The organism is Chryseobacterium sp. GW821-FHT04C04 (assembly GCF_059420365.1).
Genome location: NZ_JBWKTO010000003.1, coordinates 246,975 through 264,476, shown reverse-complemented (window position 1 = coordinate 264,476; position 17,502 = coordinate 246,975). Strand labels below are relative to the sequence as shown.

12 protein-coding genes are annotated in these 17,502 nt (G+C 37.3%); all 12 read right to left on the bottom strand.

The annotated features are described in order from the left end of the window. Positions 1 to 3 precede the first annotated feature (3 nt). The 12 genes from AC07UM_RS11075 to AC07UM_RS11020 all read right to left on the bottom strand — a co-directional run bounded on the left by AC07UM_RS11075 (position 4) and on the right by AC07UM_RS11020 (position 17,477). Positions 4 to 996, bottom strand: a complete 993-nt coding sequence (locus tag AC07UM_RS11075) for an aspartate-semialdehyde dehydrogenase (RefSeq protein WP_494683448.1) — start codon at positions 994 to 996, stop codon at positions 4 to 6. A 67-nt stretch (positions 997 to 1,063) separates the two neighbouring features. After that, positions 1,064 to 1,504 (bottom strand): hypothetical protein, encoded by a 441-nt coding sequence (locus tag AC07UM_RS11070; protein WP_109737796.1) that lies wholly within the window; start codon positions 1,502 to 1,504, stop codon positions 1,064 to 1,066. An 86-nt stretch (positions 1,505 to 1,590) separates the two neighbouring features. Continuing rightward, positions 1,591 to 4,131, bottom strand: coding sequence for a TonB-dependent receptor (locus tag AC07UM_RS11065; protein ID WP_494683449.1), 2,541 nt, complete (start codon positions 4,129 to 4,131; stop codon positions 1,591 to 1,593). A 208-nt stretch (positions 4,132 to 4,339) separates the two neighbouring features. Beyond that, positions 4,340 to 5,200: a carboxylating nicotinate-nucleotide diphosphorylase gene (nadC, locus tag AC07UM_RS11060; RefSeq protein ID WP_236852055.1), complete on the bottom strand. Its 861-nt coding sequence runs from the start codon at positions 5,198 to 5,200 to the stop codon at positions 4,340 to 4,342. 10 nt (positions 5,201 to 5,210) lie between these two features. Continuing rightward, positions 5,211 to 5,786, bottom strand: a complete 576-nt coding sequence (locus AC07UM_RS11055; RefSeq protein ID WP_494683450.1) for a hypothetical protein — start codon at positions 5,784 to 5,786, stop codon at positions 5,211 to 5,213. A 71-nt stretch (positions 5,787 to 5,857) separates the two neighbouring features. Beyond that, positions 5,858 to 7,429, bottom strand: coding sequence for an L-aspartate oxidase (gene nadB, locus AC07UM_RS11050; protein ID WP_494683451.1), 1,572 nt, complete (start codon positions 7,427 to 7,429; stop codon positions 5,858 to 5,860). Between the two features lie 31 nt (positions 7,430 to 7,460). Further along, complete coding sequence (locus AC07UM_RS11045; protein WP_494683452.1) at positions 7,461 to 8,087, bottom strand: NAD(P)H-dependent oxidoreductase; 627 nt, start codon at positions 8,085 to 8,087, stop codon at positions 7,461 to 7,463. Between the two features lie 121 nt (positions 8,088 to 8,208). Further along, positions 8,209 to 10,467, bottom strand: a complete 2,259-nt coding sequence (locus tag AC07UM_RS11040; RefSeq protein WP_494683453.1) for an FIDD domain-containing protein — start codon at positions 10,465 to 10,467, stop codon at positions 8,209 to 8,211. 155 nt (positions 10,468 to 10,622) lie between these two features. Next, positions 10,623 to 12,881 (bottom strand): FIDD domain-containing protein, encoded by a 2,259-nt coding sequence (locus AC07UM_RS11035; protein WP_494683454.1) that lies wholly within the window; start codon positions 12,879 to 12,881, stop codon positions 10,623 to 10,625. Between the two features lie 164 nt (positions 12,882 to 13,045). Continuing rightward, positions 13,046 to 13,522, bottom strand: coding sequence for a ribonuclease HI (gene rnhA / locus AC07UM_RS11030; protein ID WP_103232006.1), 477 nt, complete (start codon positions 13,520 to 13,522; stop codon positions 13,046 to 13,048). A gap of 66 nt (positions 13,523 to 13,588) precedes the next feature. Beyond that, complete coding sequence (gene dnaB, locus AC07UM_RS11025) at positions 13,589 to 15,175, bottom strand: replicative DNA helicase (protein ID WP_494683455.1); 1,587 nt, start codon at positions 15,173 to 15,175, stop codon at positions 13,589 to 13,591. A 154-nt stretch (positions 15,176 to 15,329) separates the two neighbouring features. Then, positions 15,330 to 17,477, bottom strand: coding sequence for an FIDD domain-containing protein (locus tag AC07UM_RS11020; protein WP_494683456.1), 2,148 nt, complete (start codon positions 17,475 to 17,477; stop codon positions 15,330 to 15,332). Between the last annotated feature and the right edge of the window lie 25 nt (positions 17,478 to 17,502).

Genomic DNA, 17,502 nt, shown 5'->3' with positions numbered 1-17,502 from the left:
AGTTTATACTAAGTTGTTTGCTACAAGGTATTCTGCGATTTGTACAGCGTTTGTTGCTGCTCCTTTCCTCAGATTGTCTGCTACGATCCAGAGGTTGAGCGTTTTGGGCTGTGACAGATCTCTTCTTATTCTTCCTACAAAAACTTCATCTTTCCCTTCCGAGTACAGTGGCATCGGGTAATGGTTGTTTTTCACATCATCCATTACGATTACACCTGGCGTTTCAGATAAGATTTTTCTTACTTCATCCAGTTCAAATTCATTTTCGAATTCAATATTTACACTTTCAGAATGTCCTCCCTGTACCGGAACTCTTACAGCAGTTGCTGTTAAGTTGAAGGTATCGTCTCCTAAAATTTTCTTAGGTTCCTTCATCAGTTTGATCTCTTCTTTTGTATAATCATCATCCGCAAATACATCACAGTGTGGTAATGCATTTTTGAATATCTGATAAGGATATACTTTTTCAGTAGAATCATCTCCGCTAATTTCACCATTTAACTGGTCTACAGCAGCTTTACCTGTTCCTGTTACAGACTGGTAAGTAGAAACAACCACTCTTTTTAAATCATATTTCTTGTTCAAAGGTCCAAGGACCATTACCAATTGAATGGTAGAACAATTCGGATTTGCAATGATTTTATCTTCTTTAGTCAAAACATCAGCATTGATCTCGGGAACGACTAATTTTTTATCAGGGTCCATTCTCCATGCAGAAGAATTATCAATTACTGTTGTTCCTGCTTTTGCAAATAACGGAGCGTATTCAAGAGAAGTAGAACCACCTGCAGAGAAGATTGCAATATCCGGTTTGGCAGCTATAGCGTCCTTCATGCTTACAATAGTAAATTCCTTCTGTTTATACTTCACCTTCTTGCCTACAGATCTTTCGGATGCTACCGGGATTAATTCTGTTACAGGGAAGTTTCTCTCCTCCAAAACTTTAAGCATAACTTGTCCAACCATTCCTGTTGAACCTACTACAGCTACTTTCATTGATTTAATTAAAAATTTAAGATTAAACTATTTATAAATTATAACACATATAATTTTTTTATCTATTTTAAGCTCCAAAGACTCTTACCCAAGGGAACGCGAAAGCAAATAAACCTGCTGCGATCAATCCCATAATAACGATTCCCAGAGAGATCGTGTCGTTGGATTTTACTTTTTTGTTGATAATGGTCATCAACACTGCTGCGATTAACATAGAGAAAGGGTGCTCAACAAATGTTTGTCTGCTGTAAGGGTCTTTCATTAATGTTCCTGCATCTAAAGCAGCTTTGAAACCTGGAGAAAATATGAATAACAAGCATATTCCTAATAAAAACTGAACGTGGAAGAAAATCATCGTGAAGAGCGTCGTCTTCTTTAGAAATTTGTTCACTTTTCCACTGAAGCCAAACATGGTAGCTAAAAGTGCAATGATAAATAATGCAACCAAAAGAAGTTCTAAATATCCAAATCCTTTGTGTGCACTAAGAAAAATCTTGTAAAAATCCATAATCCTATTTTTTTGTACACAAAGATAACAAAAATCCCGGCTCAAAGCCGGGATTGATATTTATAAAATCTAATATTATGATATTATTAGAAGTTGAATGATAAGGTTGCAGCCCAAGTTCTTCCGAATCCGAAATACACCTGATTCGCTGTTGCAACACCTTTATATAAATTACCTGCTTGTTCGTATGTTTGTGTAGCACCTATTGCTTTATCATCAGCATGAATAGCTGTTAGAGATTCCGCGATGTAAGTTGTATCAAACACATTGTATACATTTCCTCTAATTGTAAAGAACTGTGAAGGGTTTTTTAATTTAATTTTATAAGAAATCCCTAGATCAAACAAATGATAATCAGGAAGCTGAAGAGCTCCTTTAGCAGATGAGCTGCTGTAAGAGTATACATCTAGTGAAGAATATAGCTTGTTAGCATATCTCCAGTTCATATCTACTTTTAAATCTTTAACAGGAGTAACTGTAATACCTAGGGCTGCAGTCATCTGAGCAGATTCTCCTACTTTTACTTTATCTAAATTAAGTGTTAGTTCATTAGAAGTATTTCCTGGAATAATGTATGGTGAATTATCCGTATCGTTGAAAGTGGTAGCATTTGCAGTTCCTTTATAACGCCAGTCTCCTATTGAGAACATACCGTAAGCAGATAAGAATTTGTTAATAACTAGATTAGCATCAAATTCAATACCTTGGTGAATTTCACTTAAGCCATTAATTTCAGCATAATAAGTTGTTCTTACCTTGGTGGCTGGATCTGTATAAGATAATCCTGTCTTTCTTTGATATCTGTCATCCCAAGTAGTTCTGTAGATGTTTACATTAGCATTGAATTTAGAAGATCTAAATCCGTATCCAAGTTCAGCTCCAAAGATTTTTTCATTGGTTGCATCTGGAGAAACCACATTTTCATTACTTCTATAAATAGAGTTAAAGAAAGGTTGTTTTTCATAATATCCTACGTTACCAAATACATTATGGTGCTCGTTGATGTTATAGTTTAATCCCCCTTTGATGTTGTAACCAGTTAGGTTTTTGTAATCAGTTGTTGTAGGCATGATGGTACCATTCTTAGATTTAGTAACATTATCAATGATAAAGTTATCTATTCTCTGGAATCCTTGGTTAGAAACTGATCCCTGTACAAATGCAGAGAAATCATTCTTTGTATACTCCAATTGTCCAAATGCTCCATACCAAAGTACATTAGAATCATTGCTATAACCGATTCTGTTATTGATATCCATTAGCTTACCTCCAAAAGGATTCCATTTTGGATCTGTACTTTCAGTGGCAGTTACAGTATTGTTACCAATGTTTTTATTGTTTTTATCAAGATAACCAGACCCTCCTAATAGATCGCTAACTACCTGATAGTGATATCCTTGGTAGTATCTAGCGTCAACACCAGCACTGATTTTGAAATTTTCATTGAAACGGTGATTGAAAGAAGAGATCAATCCAAACCAGTTGTGAGAATTAATAGAAGAGTTTCTAATTAATATTCCTTTTGTAGGGTTTGAAGCTTGGTTTGCTGCATAAATTGCATCAAAGTTATAAAGTCCAGTATTAGGATCTCTAAAAGTACTTAAAGCTTTACCATTTGCTGTACCTGTTGTATTGGTACCACCACCTCTACCAAAAGAAGCGTAAACAACTGTATTAAGTTTTGATTTTTCACTTATATTCCAATCCCAGTTTAAAGACATTACCGGCTTGTGATAATAATTTACTCTTGCAGAGTATTCTCTACCGTTTAAATATCCCCAGTCAGAGTTGTATTTTCTATCTGGTGTCCCATCGTGGTCCTGATTGTAAAGAATATAGTTGTCAATTGTTGATGCATAAGATCTTTGGTTGTGCCATTGTGGAGCTCCAGTAATTGTGAATTGGAAATCATGGTTACCTCCAGGTTTCTGGTATCCTAATGCAAAATAATAGTTGTATCCTTCAAACTTAGTTCCATCTGCATACATAGAACCAGCTGTTCTACTCATTAAGAATGAAGAAGACCATCCTTTGTCAGATTTACCAGTATTATAAGCAAATAAAGATTTTACATAATCATTATTACCTACTCCTAAAGAAACAATCCCTCCTTGTTTTTTATCAGAAGCTCTTGTCAAAATATTTACGGTACCTCCAATAGATGCAATTGCTAATTTGGAAGAGCCTAGACCTCTTTGAACCTGCATTGCTGAAGTTACATCAGACAATCCTGCCCAGTTAGACCAATAAACAGAACCATTTTCCATGTCATTTACTGGCATACCATTTACCATTACAGCAATGTTGTTTTGACTGAATCCTCTAATATTTAGTTTAGAGTCTCCAAATCCACCACCACCTTTTGTAGCGTATACAGATGGCGTAGTGTTCAGGATTTCAGGAAATTCCTGATTTCCTAATCTTTCAACAATCTGAGCTTCCTTAATTGTTGAAACTGCTACTGGAGTCTTTCTATCTTTTGCGATATCAGCAACGCCAGTTAATACAACTTGTTCAATATCATTGGATTTTGTCTTTACAGTATCCTGAACTTGTTGAGCATAATAGACGCTAGCTGTAGATAAAGTAATAACCGCAGATAACATCGATTTGTTGATTAATTTCATAATCGTTAGTAATAGTTAGATTTAATTTTCTGCAAAATTCGCAAAATAAAATTTAACTATTATTAACTCAATGTTAATTTTTAATCAATCTTAATAATTGTAAGGTATTGATTTTCAATATTATGAATAAAAATTGAATTTTTACATGAAAAAAGTCATGTTGATGAATTTTTAACAAAGTGGGGGTGTTTTTATTAAAAATATAACGCTATTTCACTGCTTTGAGACTCAAATCTATATTCTCAGCAGAGTGTGTAAGGGCTCCTACAGAGATAAATGTTACCCCTGTTGAAGCAATTTCTTTTAGCATATCACGGGTAATTCCACCTGAAGCTTCAGACTCACATGAGCCGTTGATCATTTTTACGGCTTGCTCCATTGTTTTCACATCCATATTGTCAAGCATAATTCTGTCAACCTTTGCTTTGATAGCTTCCTGAACTTCTTCAAGGTTTCTTGTTTCAACCTCTATTTTTAACTTTTTCTTGTTCTTTTTAACATAATCCTTTGCCATTGCCACAGCATTGGTGATACTTCCATTGTAATCAATGTGGTTGTCTTTCAGCATGATCATGTCATAAAGACCATATCTGTGATTGGTTCCACCACCTATTGCAACCGCCCATTTTTCACACATTCTGAAGTTAGGTGTTGTTTTTCTTGTATCTAAAAGTTTAGTTTTTGTCCCTACTAATCTTGAATCCCAGTCATGGGTAAGGGTTGCAATACCGCTCATTCTTTGCATACAATTGAGAACAAATCTCTCTGTAGAAAGGATAGATCTTGCGCTTCCTGTTACAATAAGTGCGACATCCCCGAATTTACATGGAGTTCCGTCTTTAATAAAAACTTCAACTTTTAAATTTTTATCAAAAGTATTAAAAATGATTTCTGCGAGCTCAACACCCGCAAGAATACAATCCTGTTTTACTAAAAGCTTTGCACTTTGTACAAGATCCTGCGGAATGGTAGACAGCGTAGAGTGATCACCATCCTGAATATCTTCTTCAAGCGCATTTTTTATGAATGTCTTTAATGCTTTATCGGTTACGTAGCTTGGTCTTTTCATATTTTTGATTTTAGTAATAAAAGGAAGATCTTTTTCCGAACAATATATCATGAATGATGAAGAGCAAAAGGACTTCATTTTCCTTCGCATCTATTTTTTCAAAATCTATACTGTCTTTTATTTTTATATTATTTTGATTAATACCTTGAAACTCTAATACTTGTTTTTCGTTTCGCCCCTGAGGTATAACTTTATAACTCCATTTAAAATTATCCCAATCATACTCTTGAGTGTAGTAAATGATTTTTTCTCTATTGAATGTTAAAATTGGATATTGAGGATTATTGACATAATAAAGAGTTAAGCGTAGCTTATTATCATTAATTATATTATTTAAATCAAACTTTAAACTTCCATAATAATCTGGTTTTCCTAAACCTTTCATATTGCATAAAAGATTTAAGACTAAAGGATATTTGGATCTGGGAACAATAATTTTTTTTAATAAAGTTACTCCATATAATCCCAAAATCAGTCCTAAAAATAGTATTCCTGCAAGGATGACTATATTTGTAGAATCATCATTTTTTCCATTTTTCACCCAAAAATTTAATAATACAAAACCACAAATTAATGAAAGTATCATTCTTGAATAGAATAATATATTGACTGTTGTAAGGATATTTAAGTTCAGGGTTTTCACTAGTTTAATTAAAATTAAACCAAATCTTTATTATAAAACGCTCCCTTATTCTCTGTCATTTCCATCGACTGGTTAATGATGAGATGGGCTACGGTTGTTAAGTTTCTTAATTCTGACAGTTGAGGAGAAAGAATAGAGTAGTGATAGATCTCGTCTACGGCAGCAGCAATTTCCTGATGTTTCTGCGATGCCATATTCAGACGTCTGTTGCTTCTTACGATACCTACCAGGTCACTCATCATTTCCTGAAGCTGCTTTCTGAGGTAGCTGACGATAACCATTTCATCCATGATTTTCATTCCCTCTTCATTCCATTCCGGAACGGCTTTCAGATCATCAAAGTTGAAGCTGTTTTCATTCAGAAGTGCTACCGTTTTCATGGCAGCATTGTGTCCAAAAACCAACCCTTCAAGCAATGAGTTGGAAGCAAGTCTGTTGGCGCCATGAAGCCCTGAGTTGGTACATTCTCCTACAGCAAAAAGATTTCTGATGGAAGACTGTCCGTCTCTGTCTACTTCAATCCCACCCATTAAGTAGTGGCAGGCAGGTACGACAGGAATCAATTGAGTGAACGGATCAATTCCTTCATCTCTGCACTTCTTGTAAATATTTGGAAAGTGTTCTAAGAATTTTTCATGATTCATTTCCTTACAATCTAAGCCGACAAATTCGTCTCCGGTAATTTTCATTTCGGCGTCGATAGCTCTTGCAACAATATCTCTGGAGGCTAATTCTTCACGCTCGTCATATTTATGCATGAATTTTTCGCCTCTTTTTGTTCTTAATTTGGCGCCGTCTCCACGTACTGCTTCTGAAATTAAGAACAACATCCCATCCATTTTGCTGTACAAAGCCGTTGGGTGGAACTGATAATACTGCATATTGGAAACCTTTCCTTTGGCACGGGCTACGAAAGCAATTCCGTCTCCTGTGGCAATGGTAGGATTGGTTGTGTTTTTATAAACATGCCCGGCGCCTCCTGTAGCAACCAGTGTTATTTTAGAAGTGATTTTTTTGATCGTTTTGGATTTTTCATCCAGAATGTAGGCACCGTAGCAGTGAATGTCTCCTTCATTAAGTTCTTTTCCGGGAACATGGTGCTGTGTAATGATATCAATTACATAATGATGGTCGAGAATTTCAATATTCGGGCTGCTTTTGGCTGTTTCCAATAAAGCTCTTTCAATCTCAAAACCTGTAATATCTTTATGGTGGACGATTCTGTTTTCAGTATGGCCTCCTTCTCTTCCTAAAGCGAATTTGCCGTTTTTCATATCGAACTGAGCACCCCATTCTACAATTTCGTTGAACCTTGCGGGAGCTTCTCTCACCACCATTTCTACAACATCGCGTTTATTTTCTCCGTCACCGGCACGCATGGTATCATCAATGTGTTTTTGAAAATTGTCATTCTGAAAATCTGTAACGACAGCCAGACCACCTTGTGCATACTTGGTGTTACTTTCGTCTTCGTCAGATTTGGTTACAATAATGATTTTGGCATCAGGGAGCTGTTCAGAAACTTTAATGGCATAGGAAAGTCCGGAAATACCGGAACCGATTACTAATACATCCGCTTTTATCATATGCTTACTTTAGGTACAATCGTTTAAAATATTAAATAAATTTAAACAATTTTTCGTTTGGTTTTCTTACTTTTTTCATGTGCTGGAAGTGGTCTTCTTCAGAACGGTAACCTAAAGCTAGGGTAACAGTTACTTTCTCTGTTTCGGAATCAATATTCAGAATTTCTTCTATAAGATCCTGACGGAAGCCTTCCATAGGACAAGAGTCTATACTTTCAATAGCGGCAGCGTACATAAGATTAGCCAATACAATATAAGACTGTTTTTCTGCCCAGTTGAAAATTTCATCCTGTGTCTTTTGGATAATATGCTGATTAATGCTATTTCTGAAAGGGTCCAGTTTTTCTACAGGAGTATTCCTTACTTCAGAAATATGATTAAAATAGCCTCGGATATAATTCTCTTCAATGATTTTCTTTGAAATAATGACAACAAGATGAGAACAGGTGGAAATCTGAGATGGATTATAGAAAGCGGGAATCAATTTCTGCTTCATTTCTTCACTCTCAACAATGACAATTTTATAGGGCTGAAGTCCCAGCGAACTGGCAGACAACTTTCCTGACTCAAGAATGTTGTAAAGAGTTTCCTGAGGAATAATCTGATGATTGAATTTTTTTACAGAATATCTTCTGCTTAAAGCTTCCAAATAATTCATAGGACAAATTTAAGAATTGAATATGAATAAAGAGCCGTTAAAATGAAATATCTCCCGCTTGTTAATACAAAAAATCACCCTGACTGGCGGAGTGATTCTTTTGATGTGATGGAAAGTGTAATTATTCTCTGTTTTTTACAACAATCCAGCCTGAGAATTTTATTGGAGTACTGTTTTTATTATTTTCATTCCATGAAACAGAATACCAGTAATTTCCTGTAGGAACTTTTTTACTTCCATTGGTAGTACCTGCCCATTTGTAGCCATTTGTTTTATCAGCCTGGAACATTTTATAACCATATCTGTCGAAGATGGCTATTTCCAGATTCTGTTTATTGGCAAGAGCAGAGTAATCCACAAAATCATTCATACCATCGTCATTTGGAGTGATCACATTGATCAGATTAGGTACAGTGATGTTGATTTCAACAGGAATACAATTATAACTGTCTCTTACATATATTTTCGCTTCTCCTCTTGCAATATTGGTGAAGATATTAGAATCCTGCCAATTGATATTGTCCATAGAATACTGATAAGGAGGAGTTCCTCCATTCACATATACAGTAACGGTGCTTCCTGAGATATCAATACTTGTAACCACTGGATTGTCGGAAGGGTATACGGTTACTTTTTGTGTAGCAATACAATCTCCCGTTTTAAGTTTTACCCAGTAAGTACCTACCCCCACATTTTTGATGGATTGTGTAGTTGCTCCTGTGCTCCATTCGTAGCTTTTGAAACCGGCACCTGCATCTAATGTGGTTGTATTTTCTATACAAATAGTTTTGTCAAGTAAGGTTCTTGAGTAAACAGGAGCTATTACAGTTAATGTAACTTTAGCGATGGAATAACATCCATTTGCGCTGAATACTTTAATATATGCAACTCCGTTAGGGGCGATGTATGCCGTAGGAGTAGCGATTGCGTTTGTTCCAGTGATAGCATCGGTCAATGATGGGTAATACTCCTTTGTAAGTCCGCCTTGAGAAACTACAGCTGCTACAAGATTAAAAGAAGCCATAGATGGGTTGCTTTCAATAAAGCATGATTTTATTTCGACATCATTGACAACAACAACGGGGTAAATGTTCAGGGTAACTTTAGCTGTACTTACGCAACCTTGAGGAGTGGTTACCTTTACATATATTACCGCTGCTGCAGAAGCATAAGCTGAAGGGTTCGTAATTTTGTTGGTGTCATTATTAAGATCGAATAATGTAGGATAGAATTCCTTGGTTACGCCGGCAACAGTTGTTACAGCGGCAGAGTTAAGATCAAAGGTTGCTGTTCCTGCATTGTTATTATTACATCCGGTAAGGCTGGCATCTGTTGCAGCAAATGGAGTAGGGTTAAGCTGAATGACCCCGTCACCATTATCACAAAGAGTAGAAGTAGGATCTTTTACAACCACTTTAATCGTTGTATTTCCTGAATACTGGAAACTCGTAGGATTGGCGATAGGAGTAGAACTTCCCAATACATAATAAGTGAAAATATAATTTCCTGGATTATTTACAAATTGAGAATTATAAGAAGTAAGGTCTACAGTACCATTTCCCGTAGCGGGATTTGTGCACACGAACGGAGTGAGCGTATTACTTAAGATAGGAACTTTATCTACGAATACCTTAACATCTTTAATAGAATGTCTCGCGCTGGCACCTCCGGTTGCTGCAGAGAAACCAAAATAGCCCTGTGACATTCCTACTGCACCCCCTGAAGGAGCAAAAGACTGATCTGCGATAAGTACACCGTTTATTCTTACTTTGATAATCCAGTTTGTTGGGTTGGTAAGATCTGTTTCTCCATTTACTTCAACATGTCTGTAGGTATCTCCTACAAAAGGCTGAGTGGCAATAAGGTCCGGAGAGTGGAATGTGCTTCCTGGAGTCGTGTTGTATTCGATATTATTACCTGCTGTATTATTGGTGCCATACAGAATATGAACTTTACTCATCTGGCCTTCGGTGGTGTTGTTGAAGATATCAAAACCAACCATCAGCCCGGAAGCATTGGCAGGAATACCCAGTCCTCCTCCCGAAACGAATCCTGTAGGAGGGTTGGCCAGATACCAGAAGGTAAAACCGTCTCCTCTTCCAAATTGTGTAGTCCCGTTTCCGTCAATTCTGAAGTCGAATTCTACTTTCCATTTATCACAATAGCTTAGAGTGATAGGGGTGGATAATTTTACAGCCCCGTATCTGCTGGTCTGATCGGTGGTAAGTCTTACAAAATCTCCGCTTACTATAGCATCAGAGACAAGATCCCAGCCTGTTGTATTTACAGGGTTTCCGGTAAGTTGATAGGTTTGTGAGAGTATTTTTCCCGGCAAGCATAATAAGATAGCCAGCAATAAAATGAGTATATCTTTTTTCATAGTGGATGGATTGTGGTATTATTTGTTCTTAGATATAAAATTGTTTTATGTTTAAATGGATCACAAAAGGCAATGTCAGTTGTCAATCTCTGGCTGAGCAAGGCCTTTATTAATACCGAAACTACCCCAAATGAGGTAGTTTCTGATGGTAAAGTTTATTCTCTGTTTTTAACCAATACCCAGCCCGAGTATTTGGTTTCAGTGTTGTCTTTATTGTTTTCGTTCCATGAGATGGTGTACCAGTAAGTCCCTGTAAGAACTTTTTTCCCGGAAGCTGTTCCGTCCCATGTGAAGTTTCTCATTTTTCCAGCCTCATACAATTTATTTCCGTATCTGTCATACACAATGAATATCAGATTTTTCTTGTAGGCGAGTGCCGAGTAGTCAATGAAATCGTTTACATTATCGCCGTTTGGAGTAATGGCATTAATCAGATTCGGTACAGTGATCTGAATTTCAACAGGAGTACAGTTATAAAAGTCTTTTACATAGACCCTTACTTCTCCTCTTGCAAGTCCAGTGAATACATTGCTGGTCTGCCAATTTGCTCCATCCAGAGAAAACTGATACGGAGGAGTTCCTCCTGATACATTGACAGTAATCTTGTTATTATCAATATCAATGCTGGAAATCACTGGATTGGCAGATGCTTTTACATTGACAATCTGTGTCGTGATACAGTTTCCTGTTTTAAGTTTTACCCAATAAGTACCTACTCCTACATCTTTAATGAATGACGTTGTAGCTCCGGTACTCCATTCATAGCCGTTAAATCCGGGACCTGCATCCAGATCTGTTTTCTCACCGATACAAATGATTTTATCTTTCAGTACAGAAGACTTTACAGGAGGTAATACAATAAGATTGATTTTAGCAATATTGAAACATCCGTTGGCATCCGTTACTTTTGCATATACGGCAGTAGATGTTGATAAATACTGAAGAGGATTCATGATCTCATTGGTTCCGTCCAGAGCATTCGCTATCGATGTGTAATACTTTTTGGTAACACCGGTAGTTAAGGTAGTCACATCTGCTGTGGTCAAATTAAAAATAGCACTGGAAATATTGTTTTCAATGAAACATGATCTTAGTGTAGCTTCTTTCACAGGAGTGTCCGCGTAGAACGCCAATGTGATTTTTGCTGAACCGGTACATCCCTGTGGTGTTGTCACTTTTACATACACAACTCCGGGAGCAGATATATAATTGTCAGGATTTTGAATTTCATTACTATCTGCATTGAGGTCCGCTAACGTTTTATAATATTTTTTAGTAACTCCCGGAACACTTGTAACAGGTGCTGTATTCAGATTGAAAGCGGCAGTTCCTGCCTTGTTATTATTACATACCGTAATGGTTTTATCTTCTGCTTTAAAAGGAGCAAGAACCAATAAAATCTTACCATCGGGGTTATCACAGAGCAGTCCCGCATTATCTTTAATAACAACGGTAACGGTTGCATTCGCATTGAATTGATAATTGGTGGGAGTGGCAATAGGTGTTGAGCTTCCGAATGGATAATAAGTAAATGTATAATTTGAAGGATTACTGACAAATTGCGAATTGAAAGAAGTCAGGTTTACAGATCCGTATCCTGTAGTAGGATTTGGACAGAAAGACTGAGTTGCTGAGTTCTGCAAAATAGGAACTTTATCAGTATATATCTTTACGTTTTTAATAGAATGTCTTGATCTTGCACCTCCTGTAGAAGCCGAAAATCCGAAATATCCTACAGTCATTGCCGCTGCCGTTCCGGAAGGAGCAAACGACTGGTTACAGATTACGTTACCGTCTATTGTTATTTTTAAGATCCAGCTGGTAGGAGCGGCCGGATCTACCTGTGCCGTTACTTCAACGTGCTTGAATGTTGTTCCCTGAAAAGGTTGGGTTGTATTCAGATCCGGAGAATGGAATGAACTTCCCGGAACATTAAAGAATTCAACGTTATTGGTGTCAGAGGTATTTTGGACCTGCCCATAAGCAACGTGTACTTTACTCATCGTAGCAGTCGTAGTGTTGTTGTATGTATCAAGTCCTACGACAAGTCCAACTGCATTCTGGGATACTCCAAGACCTGATCCCAATACACTTGCAACAGGCGGATTGGCCAGATACCAGAAGGCGATACCATCTCCGTTGGAGGTTTGATTGGAATCCATTCTGAAATCAAATTCCACTCTCCATTTATCACAATACTTTAAGTTAATAGGGTCGTTCAGCCTTATGGAACCAGATTGGTTGTTGGTGTCCGGAGTGAGCTGAATAAAATCTGTGTTTACTTGTGTGGGGGAAACCATCGTCCAGCCAGTAGTAGTCACTGGGTTTCCGACAAGCTGATAAGTCTGGGCAAAGGACTTCCCGGCTATACAGAGTAAAAAAACAGATAAATACAATAATAGATTTTTATTCATTTAGATGGGACTTAGATTAATATGTAAAGATATTAAATCCCGATCAAATAATATGTATTTAACGTTAATTCTGTTAAAAGTTTTAATTATATTTTAATAAATAGAACTTCTTCTGATGAAATAATAAATATAGGGCAGGAGCTTTGTATTTGTTTTAATTAAAATTAAAAGAGAGAATTAGTGTCAAGACCTTCAAAATAGGCGTCAATTTCAAGATCTGAAGAAGCGGCTGCAGCTACGGCTAATTTGTCGCAAAGCTCATTTTCAAAGTGTCCGGCATGACCTTTTATCCAGTGCATTTTAGGCGTATGTTTATTGTATAGCTCAACGAATTTTTTCCAGAGATCAGGATTTTTTACATTTTTCCAGCCTCTTTTGATCCAGCCGGCGATCCAGTTTTGGTTGATTGCATCAGAGACATACTTGCTGTCCGTATACACATGGATATCATTTTCTGTGGATTTCAGCTTTTCCAATGCGGTGATGACAGCCAGAAGTTCCATTCTGTTGTTGGTGGTTTTTCGAAAACCTTTGGAAAATGTTTTCTGGTAATTTTTTTCCGGAACACGCATGAGAATTCCATATCCGCCTTTTCCCGGATTTCCGCTGCAAGCCCCATCGGTATAAATTTCGATTCTCAAATCTGCTTTTTAATTGAATTGCTGGTTGTGAAATTAAACTGAATTGTCTTAAACTTCAGCCTTTATTTAAAATGGAAAATCGTCGTCATCATCAAAGTCATTCATTGAGGAACCGGAAAGTTTTGAGCTGTCCGGAAGGTCAAATGCTGCCCCTGGCTGAATCGTTGTCTTGATTTTATCAAAGCCGCTCGGTTCATTAAAGTTAGAAGGGTACCCACCTCCTGCACCTTCGAATGCTGCTTCAATATCAGCAAATTTTGCAAAATGTTTTAAGAAAGATAATCTGACATCTGCTGTAGCACCATTTCTGTGTTTTGCAATAATCAGCTCGGCTTGGTTTTCAGTAGAAGTTTCCTGTCCTTCCTCATCATTATCCCACACGGTAATTTTATAATATTCCGGTCTGAAGATGAAAGATACGATATCCGCATCCTGCTCGATCGCTCCGGATTCCCTTAGATCTGAAAGCTGAGGTCTTTTTCCCGGACGCGCTTCCACACTTCTTGAAAGCTGAGAAAGGGCAATTACCGGAACGTTAAGTTCTTTTGCAATCGCTTTTAATGAACGTGAAATCATAGAGATCTCCTGTTCACGGTTCCCGACTCCTTTTCCGCCGCTGCTTCCTGCTGTCATCAGCTGAAGGTAGTCTACCATGATAATTCTTACTCCATGCTGCATGACAAGTCTTCGGCATTTTGCACGGAAGTCGAATATGGAAAGGGAAGGGGTTTCGTCAATATATAAAGGTGCATTTTCCAACTCAGATACATTGGAGAATAGTCTCTGCCATTCTTCATCATCCAAAGTTCCTTTTCTTAATTTCTCAGAAGAAATCCTTGTTTCGGAAGCAATCATTCTGGTAATCAGCTGTACAGATGCCATCTCGAGAGAGAACAGAGCCATAGGGACTTTGTGTCCTACTGCAATATTTCTTGCCATGGAAAGAAGGAATGCCGTTTTACCCATCGCCGGACGTGCGGCAATAATGATAAGGTCAGAATTCTGCCATCCACCGGTTTCTTTATCTACATCTCGGAATCCTGAAGGAACCCCAGAAAGTCCTTCCTTATCTTTTAAAGATTTAATCGTATCAATAGCCTGTTTTACCAATGAATTGGCGGTATCGAATCCTTTCTTGATTGTTCCGTTGGTAATCTCAAAGAAAGACTGCTCAGCTTTATCCAAAAGTTCAAAAACATCAGTTGACTCTTTGTATGAAGAATCAATAACATTGGCAGAAACATTAATAAGGCTTCTTAAAATATATTTTTCAAGAATAACACGTACATGATATTCAATATGGGCAGATGAACTTACTCCCATTGTCAGATCGATGATATAGTGGTCACCGCCTGCCTGGCTTAGTTTATCTTCTTTTTTTAAATTCTGAATAATGGTCATTAAGTCTACCGGTTGGTTGCCTTCATAAAGCTTTAGGATGGTAGAAAAGATGACCTGATGTCTCGGATCATAAAATACTTCTGGGGTAAGAAGGTCAATGGAATGGTCAAGACCTTTTTTGTCAATCAAAAAAGTTCCGATAACAAGTCTTTCAAAATCCACTGCATTGGGAGGCATTTTTCCATCCGCAATAGACAATTCTTTTGCAAAGTTTCCGTGTGTAAGGGATGATAATGTTTCTTTCTGCGCCATGGTGCAAAGATAGTTTATTTAAAAAATAATAAAAAAATAGTATTCAACAAATTGTTAGCAGTCTTTTGGAAAATACTGTAAACAGGAGATTCGCCCTGTTGATAAAAAAATCACCTCAGTCTGAGGTGATTTTTCAAAAAAGATGTAGTACAACTTATTCTTTATTTTTTACCAATACCCATCCGGAGTACTTGGTTTCGGTACTGTTTTTATTGTTTTCATTCCAAGAGATAGAATACCAGTAAGTTCCGGTTGGAATTTTCTTACCAAAGGCTGTTCCGTCCCATGTGAAATTTTTCATTTTGTTGGCTTCATGAAGTTTGTTTCCATATCTGTCATACACGATGAAGATCAGGTTTTTCTTATATGCCAGTGCTGAATAGTCGATTACATCGTTTACGTTATCTCCGTTTGGAGTAATGGCATTAATAAGATTAGGAACCGTCACGGTCACCTGAACAGGAGTACAGTTGTAAGTATCTTTTACATACACTGTATTCTCACCTCTAGGAAGTCCTGTGAATATATTGGAATCCTGCCATTTTATACCGTCTACAGAATATTTATAAGGAGGAACTCCCCCTGTAGCGGTAACAGTAATATTGTTATTGGTAATTTCTATTCCAGAGATCACAGGCTGAAGACTCGCATGTACGCGTACTTCCTGAAGAGTGAAACATTTTCCGGTCTGAAGTTTTACCCAATATACACCAACTCCTACGTTGCTGATAGATTGTGTAGTTTCACCAGTGCTCCATTCGTAGCTTACAAATCCAGGTCCTGCATCCAAAGTTGTTTTACCTTCAGCACAAATCGTTTTATCTTTTAATACAGTTGATTTTACAGGAGGTAATACTTTCAGGTCTATTTTAGAAATTGAATAGCACTGCTTGTCATTGTCTACTCTTGCATATACCGTTTTACTTTCTGAAAGATAATTAAATGGTGTAGCAATTGGGTTGGTCTGAGTTTTAGCATCAGCTACTGATGTATAATATTTAATGATAATTCCTGTAGGTGTAGGAACGGCTATTCCGATATCTGCCTTAGACAAGTCAAATGTTGAACGCGTAATATCTTTATCAATATAACAGTTTTCAATGACAGCATCTTTTAATACAACCGCTGGGAAGAATAACAGTCTGATTGTAGTAGTTGCTATACATCCGAAAGTAGAAACTACTTTTGCATATACGGTTGTTTCCTGAGAAACATAGTTGGTAGGATCAGTAATTTCATTGATTCCTGCATTCATGTCAGCAACAGTAGCATAATATTTAATAGTTGCTCCGGTTCCTCCAAATACATTGGCTGTTGTCAAATTATATTTTGCAGTACCCGCTCCGTTATTATTACAAGAGTATAAAGTAGCAGCGTTTGCTGAGATGCCTACATTAACAAACTTAAATTTCCCTGTTATGAAACATCCGTTGATCGGGTTGTTCAGGTTATCAGGATCTTTATATACAATTCTGTAATAGTATGTTGTTGTCGCGTCTACAGTTGCTATTGTAAGAGGGTTCTGTCCTGTAAGCGCGTCGTTGGTAGTTTTGTGATAAGTAACCTGGAAGTTAGAGCTGTTACCATTAATGATAGATGCAGAAAGTGTTGAAAAATCAAACTGCGTAGGTAACGCACAAACCATCACCTGGCTAGGATCATTAGGAGTAGCTCCTGGAATTCCCGGAGTGATGAACGGGTAAGGAGAAAGAACTGGATCGTTAAATGCAGAACTTAAGCTTGCAGTACCTGTCCATTCTAGAGAAAAACCATTAACGGATCTACTGAAGTTATCAATGACCAAATAATAGGTCTGGCCTACTAACACATCCATATAAGGGCTCCATTTACCATTGTTCATACTTGCAGTAGTACCGGGAGGATTGGTAGGGAACACTGCTGGTGGAGCAAGAGCAAGATCAAGACCTGTATCTCCTGGAGTACCGCTATAGTTACATCTTATTGGCTGTATGAAAACATGATCCGCGTTCTGTAAAGATGCACATCCGTTTGCAGTTGGCCCGTAGACTGCAAAATCATAATCATCGGTTTGGTCGTTAGGTTTTATTTTAAATGCAAGGGTACCTGGTGTGGATATCGTGAAAGTGTACCAAACGGTATATCTTTCATTGGTACTAAGACACCCTCCATTTTGGTTAAGAATTTCTATAATATTTCCAGGTCCTGAAGGGGTGTAAGAAATGTCAGAGTTACCACAGATGGGAATTGCTGTGACACAATCCGACTGAGAGTAAGCCATTTGTGTTACCAATAAAATAAAAAGAAGTAGTATTTTTTTCATTGTTAAAACTATTTTTGTTAAACAA

Bases quoted from the DNA above. Each gene is read 5' to 3' on its own strand.
- AC07UM_RS11065 (WP_494683449.1), bottom strand. From the start codon at position 4,131: ATGAAATTAATCAACAAATCGATGTTATCTGCGGTTATTACTTTATCT.
- AC07UM_RS11075 (WP_494683448.1), bottom strand. From the start codon at position 996: ATGAAAGTAGCTGTAGTAGGTTCAACAGGAATGGTTGGACAAGTTATG.
- AC07UM_RS11040 (WP_494683453.1), bottom strand. From the start codon at position 10,467: ATGAAAAAAGATATACTCATTTTATTGCTGGCTATCTTATTATGCTTG.
- AC07UM_RS11035 (WP_494683454.1), bottom strand. From the start codon at position 12,881: ATGAATAAAAATCTATTATTGTATTTATCTGTTTTTTTACTCTGTATA.
- AC07UM_RS11055 (WP_494683450.1), bottom strand. From the start codon at position 5,786: ATGATACTTTCATTAATTTGTGGTTTTGTATTATTAAATTTTTGGGTG.
- AC07UM_RS11070 (WP_109737796.1), bottom strand. From the start codon at position 1,504: ATGGATTTTTACAAGATTTTTCTTAGTGCACACAAAGGATTTGGATAT.
- dnaB (WP_494683455.1), bottom strand. From the start codon at position 15,175: ATGGCGCAGAAAGAAACATTATCATCCCTTACACACGGAAACTTTGCA.
- nadB (WP_494683451.1), bottom strand. From the start codon at position 7,429: ATGATAAAAGCGGATGTATTAGTAATCGGTTCCGGTATTTCCGGACTT.
- AC07UM_RS11020 (WP_494683456.1), bottom strand. From the start codon at position 17,477: ATGAAAAAAATACTACTTCTTTTTATTTTATTGGTAACACAAATGGCT.
- nadC (WP_236852055.1), bottom strand. From the start codon at position 5,200: ATGAAAAGACCAAGCTACGTAACCGATAAAGCATTAAAGACATTCATA.
- AC07UM_RS11045 (WP_494683452.1), bottom strand. From the start codon at position 8,087: ATGAATTATTTGGAAGCTTTAAGCAGAAGATATTCTGTAAAAAAATTC.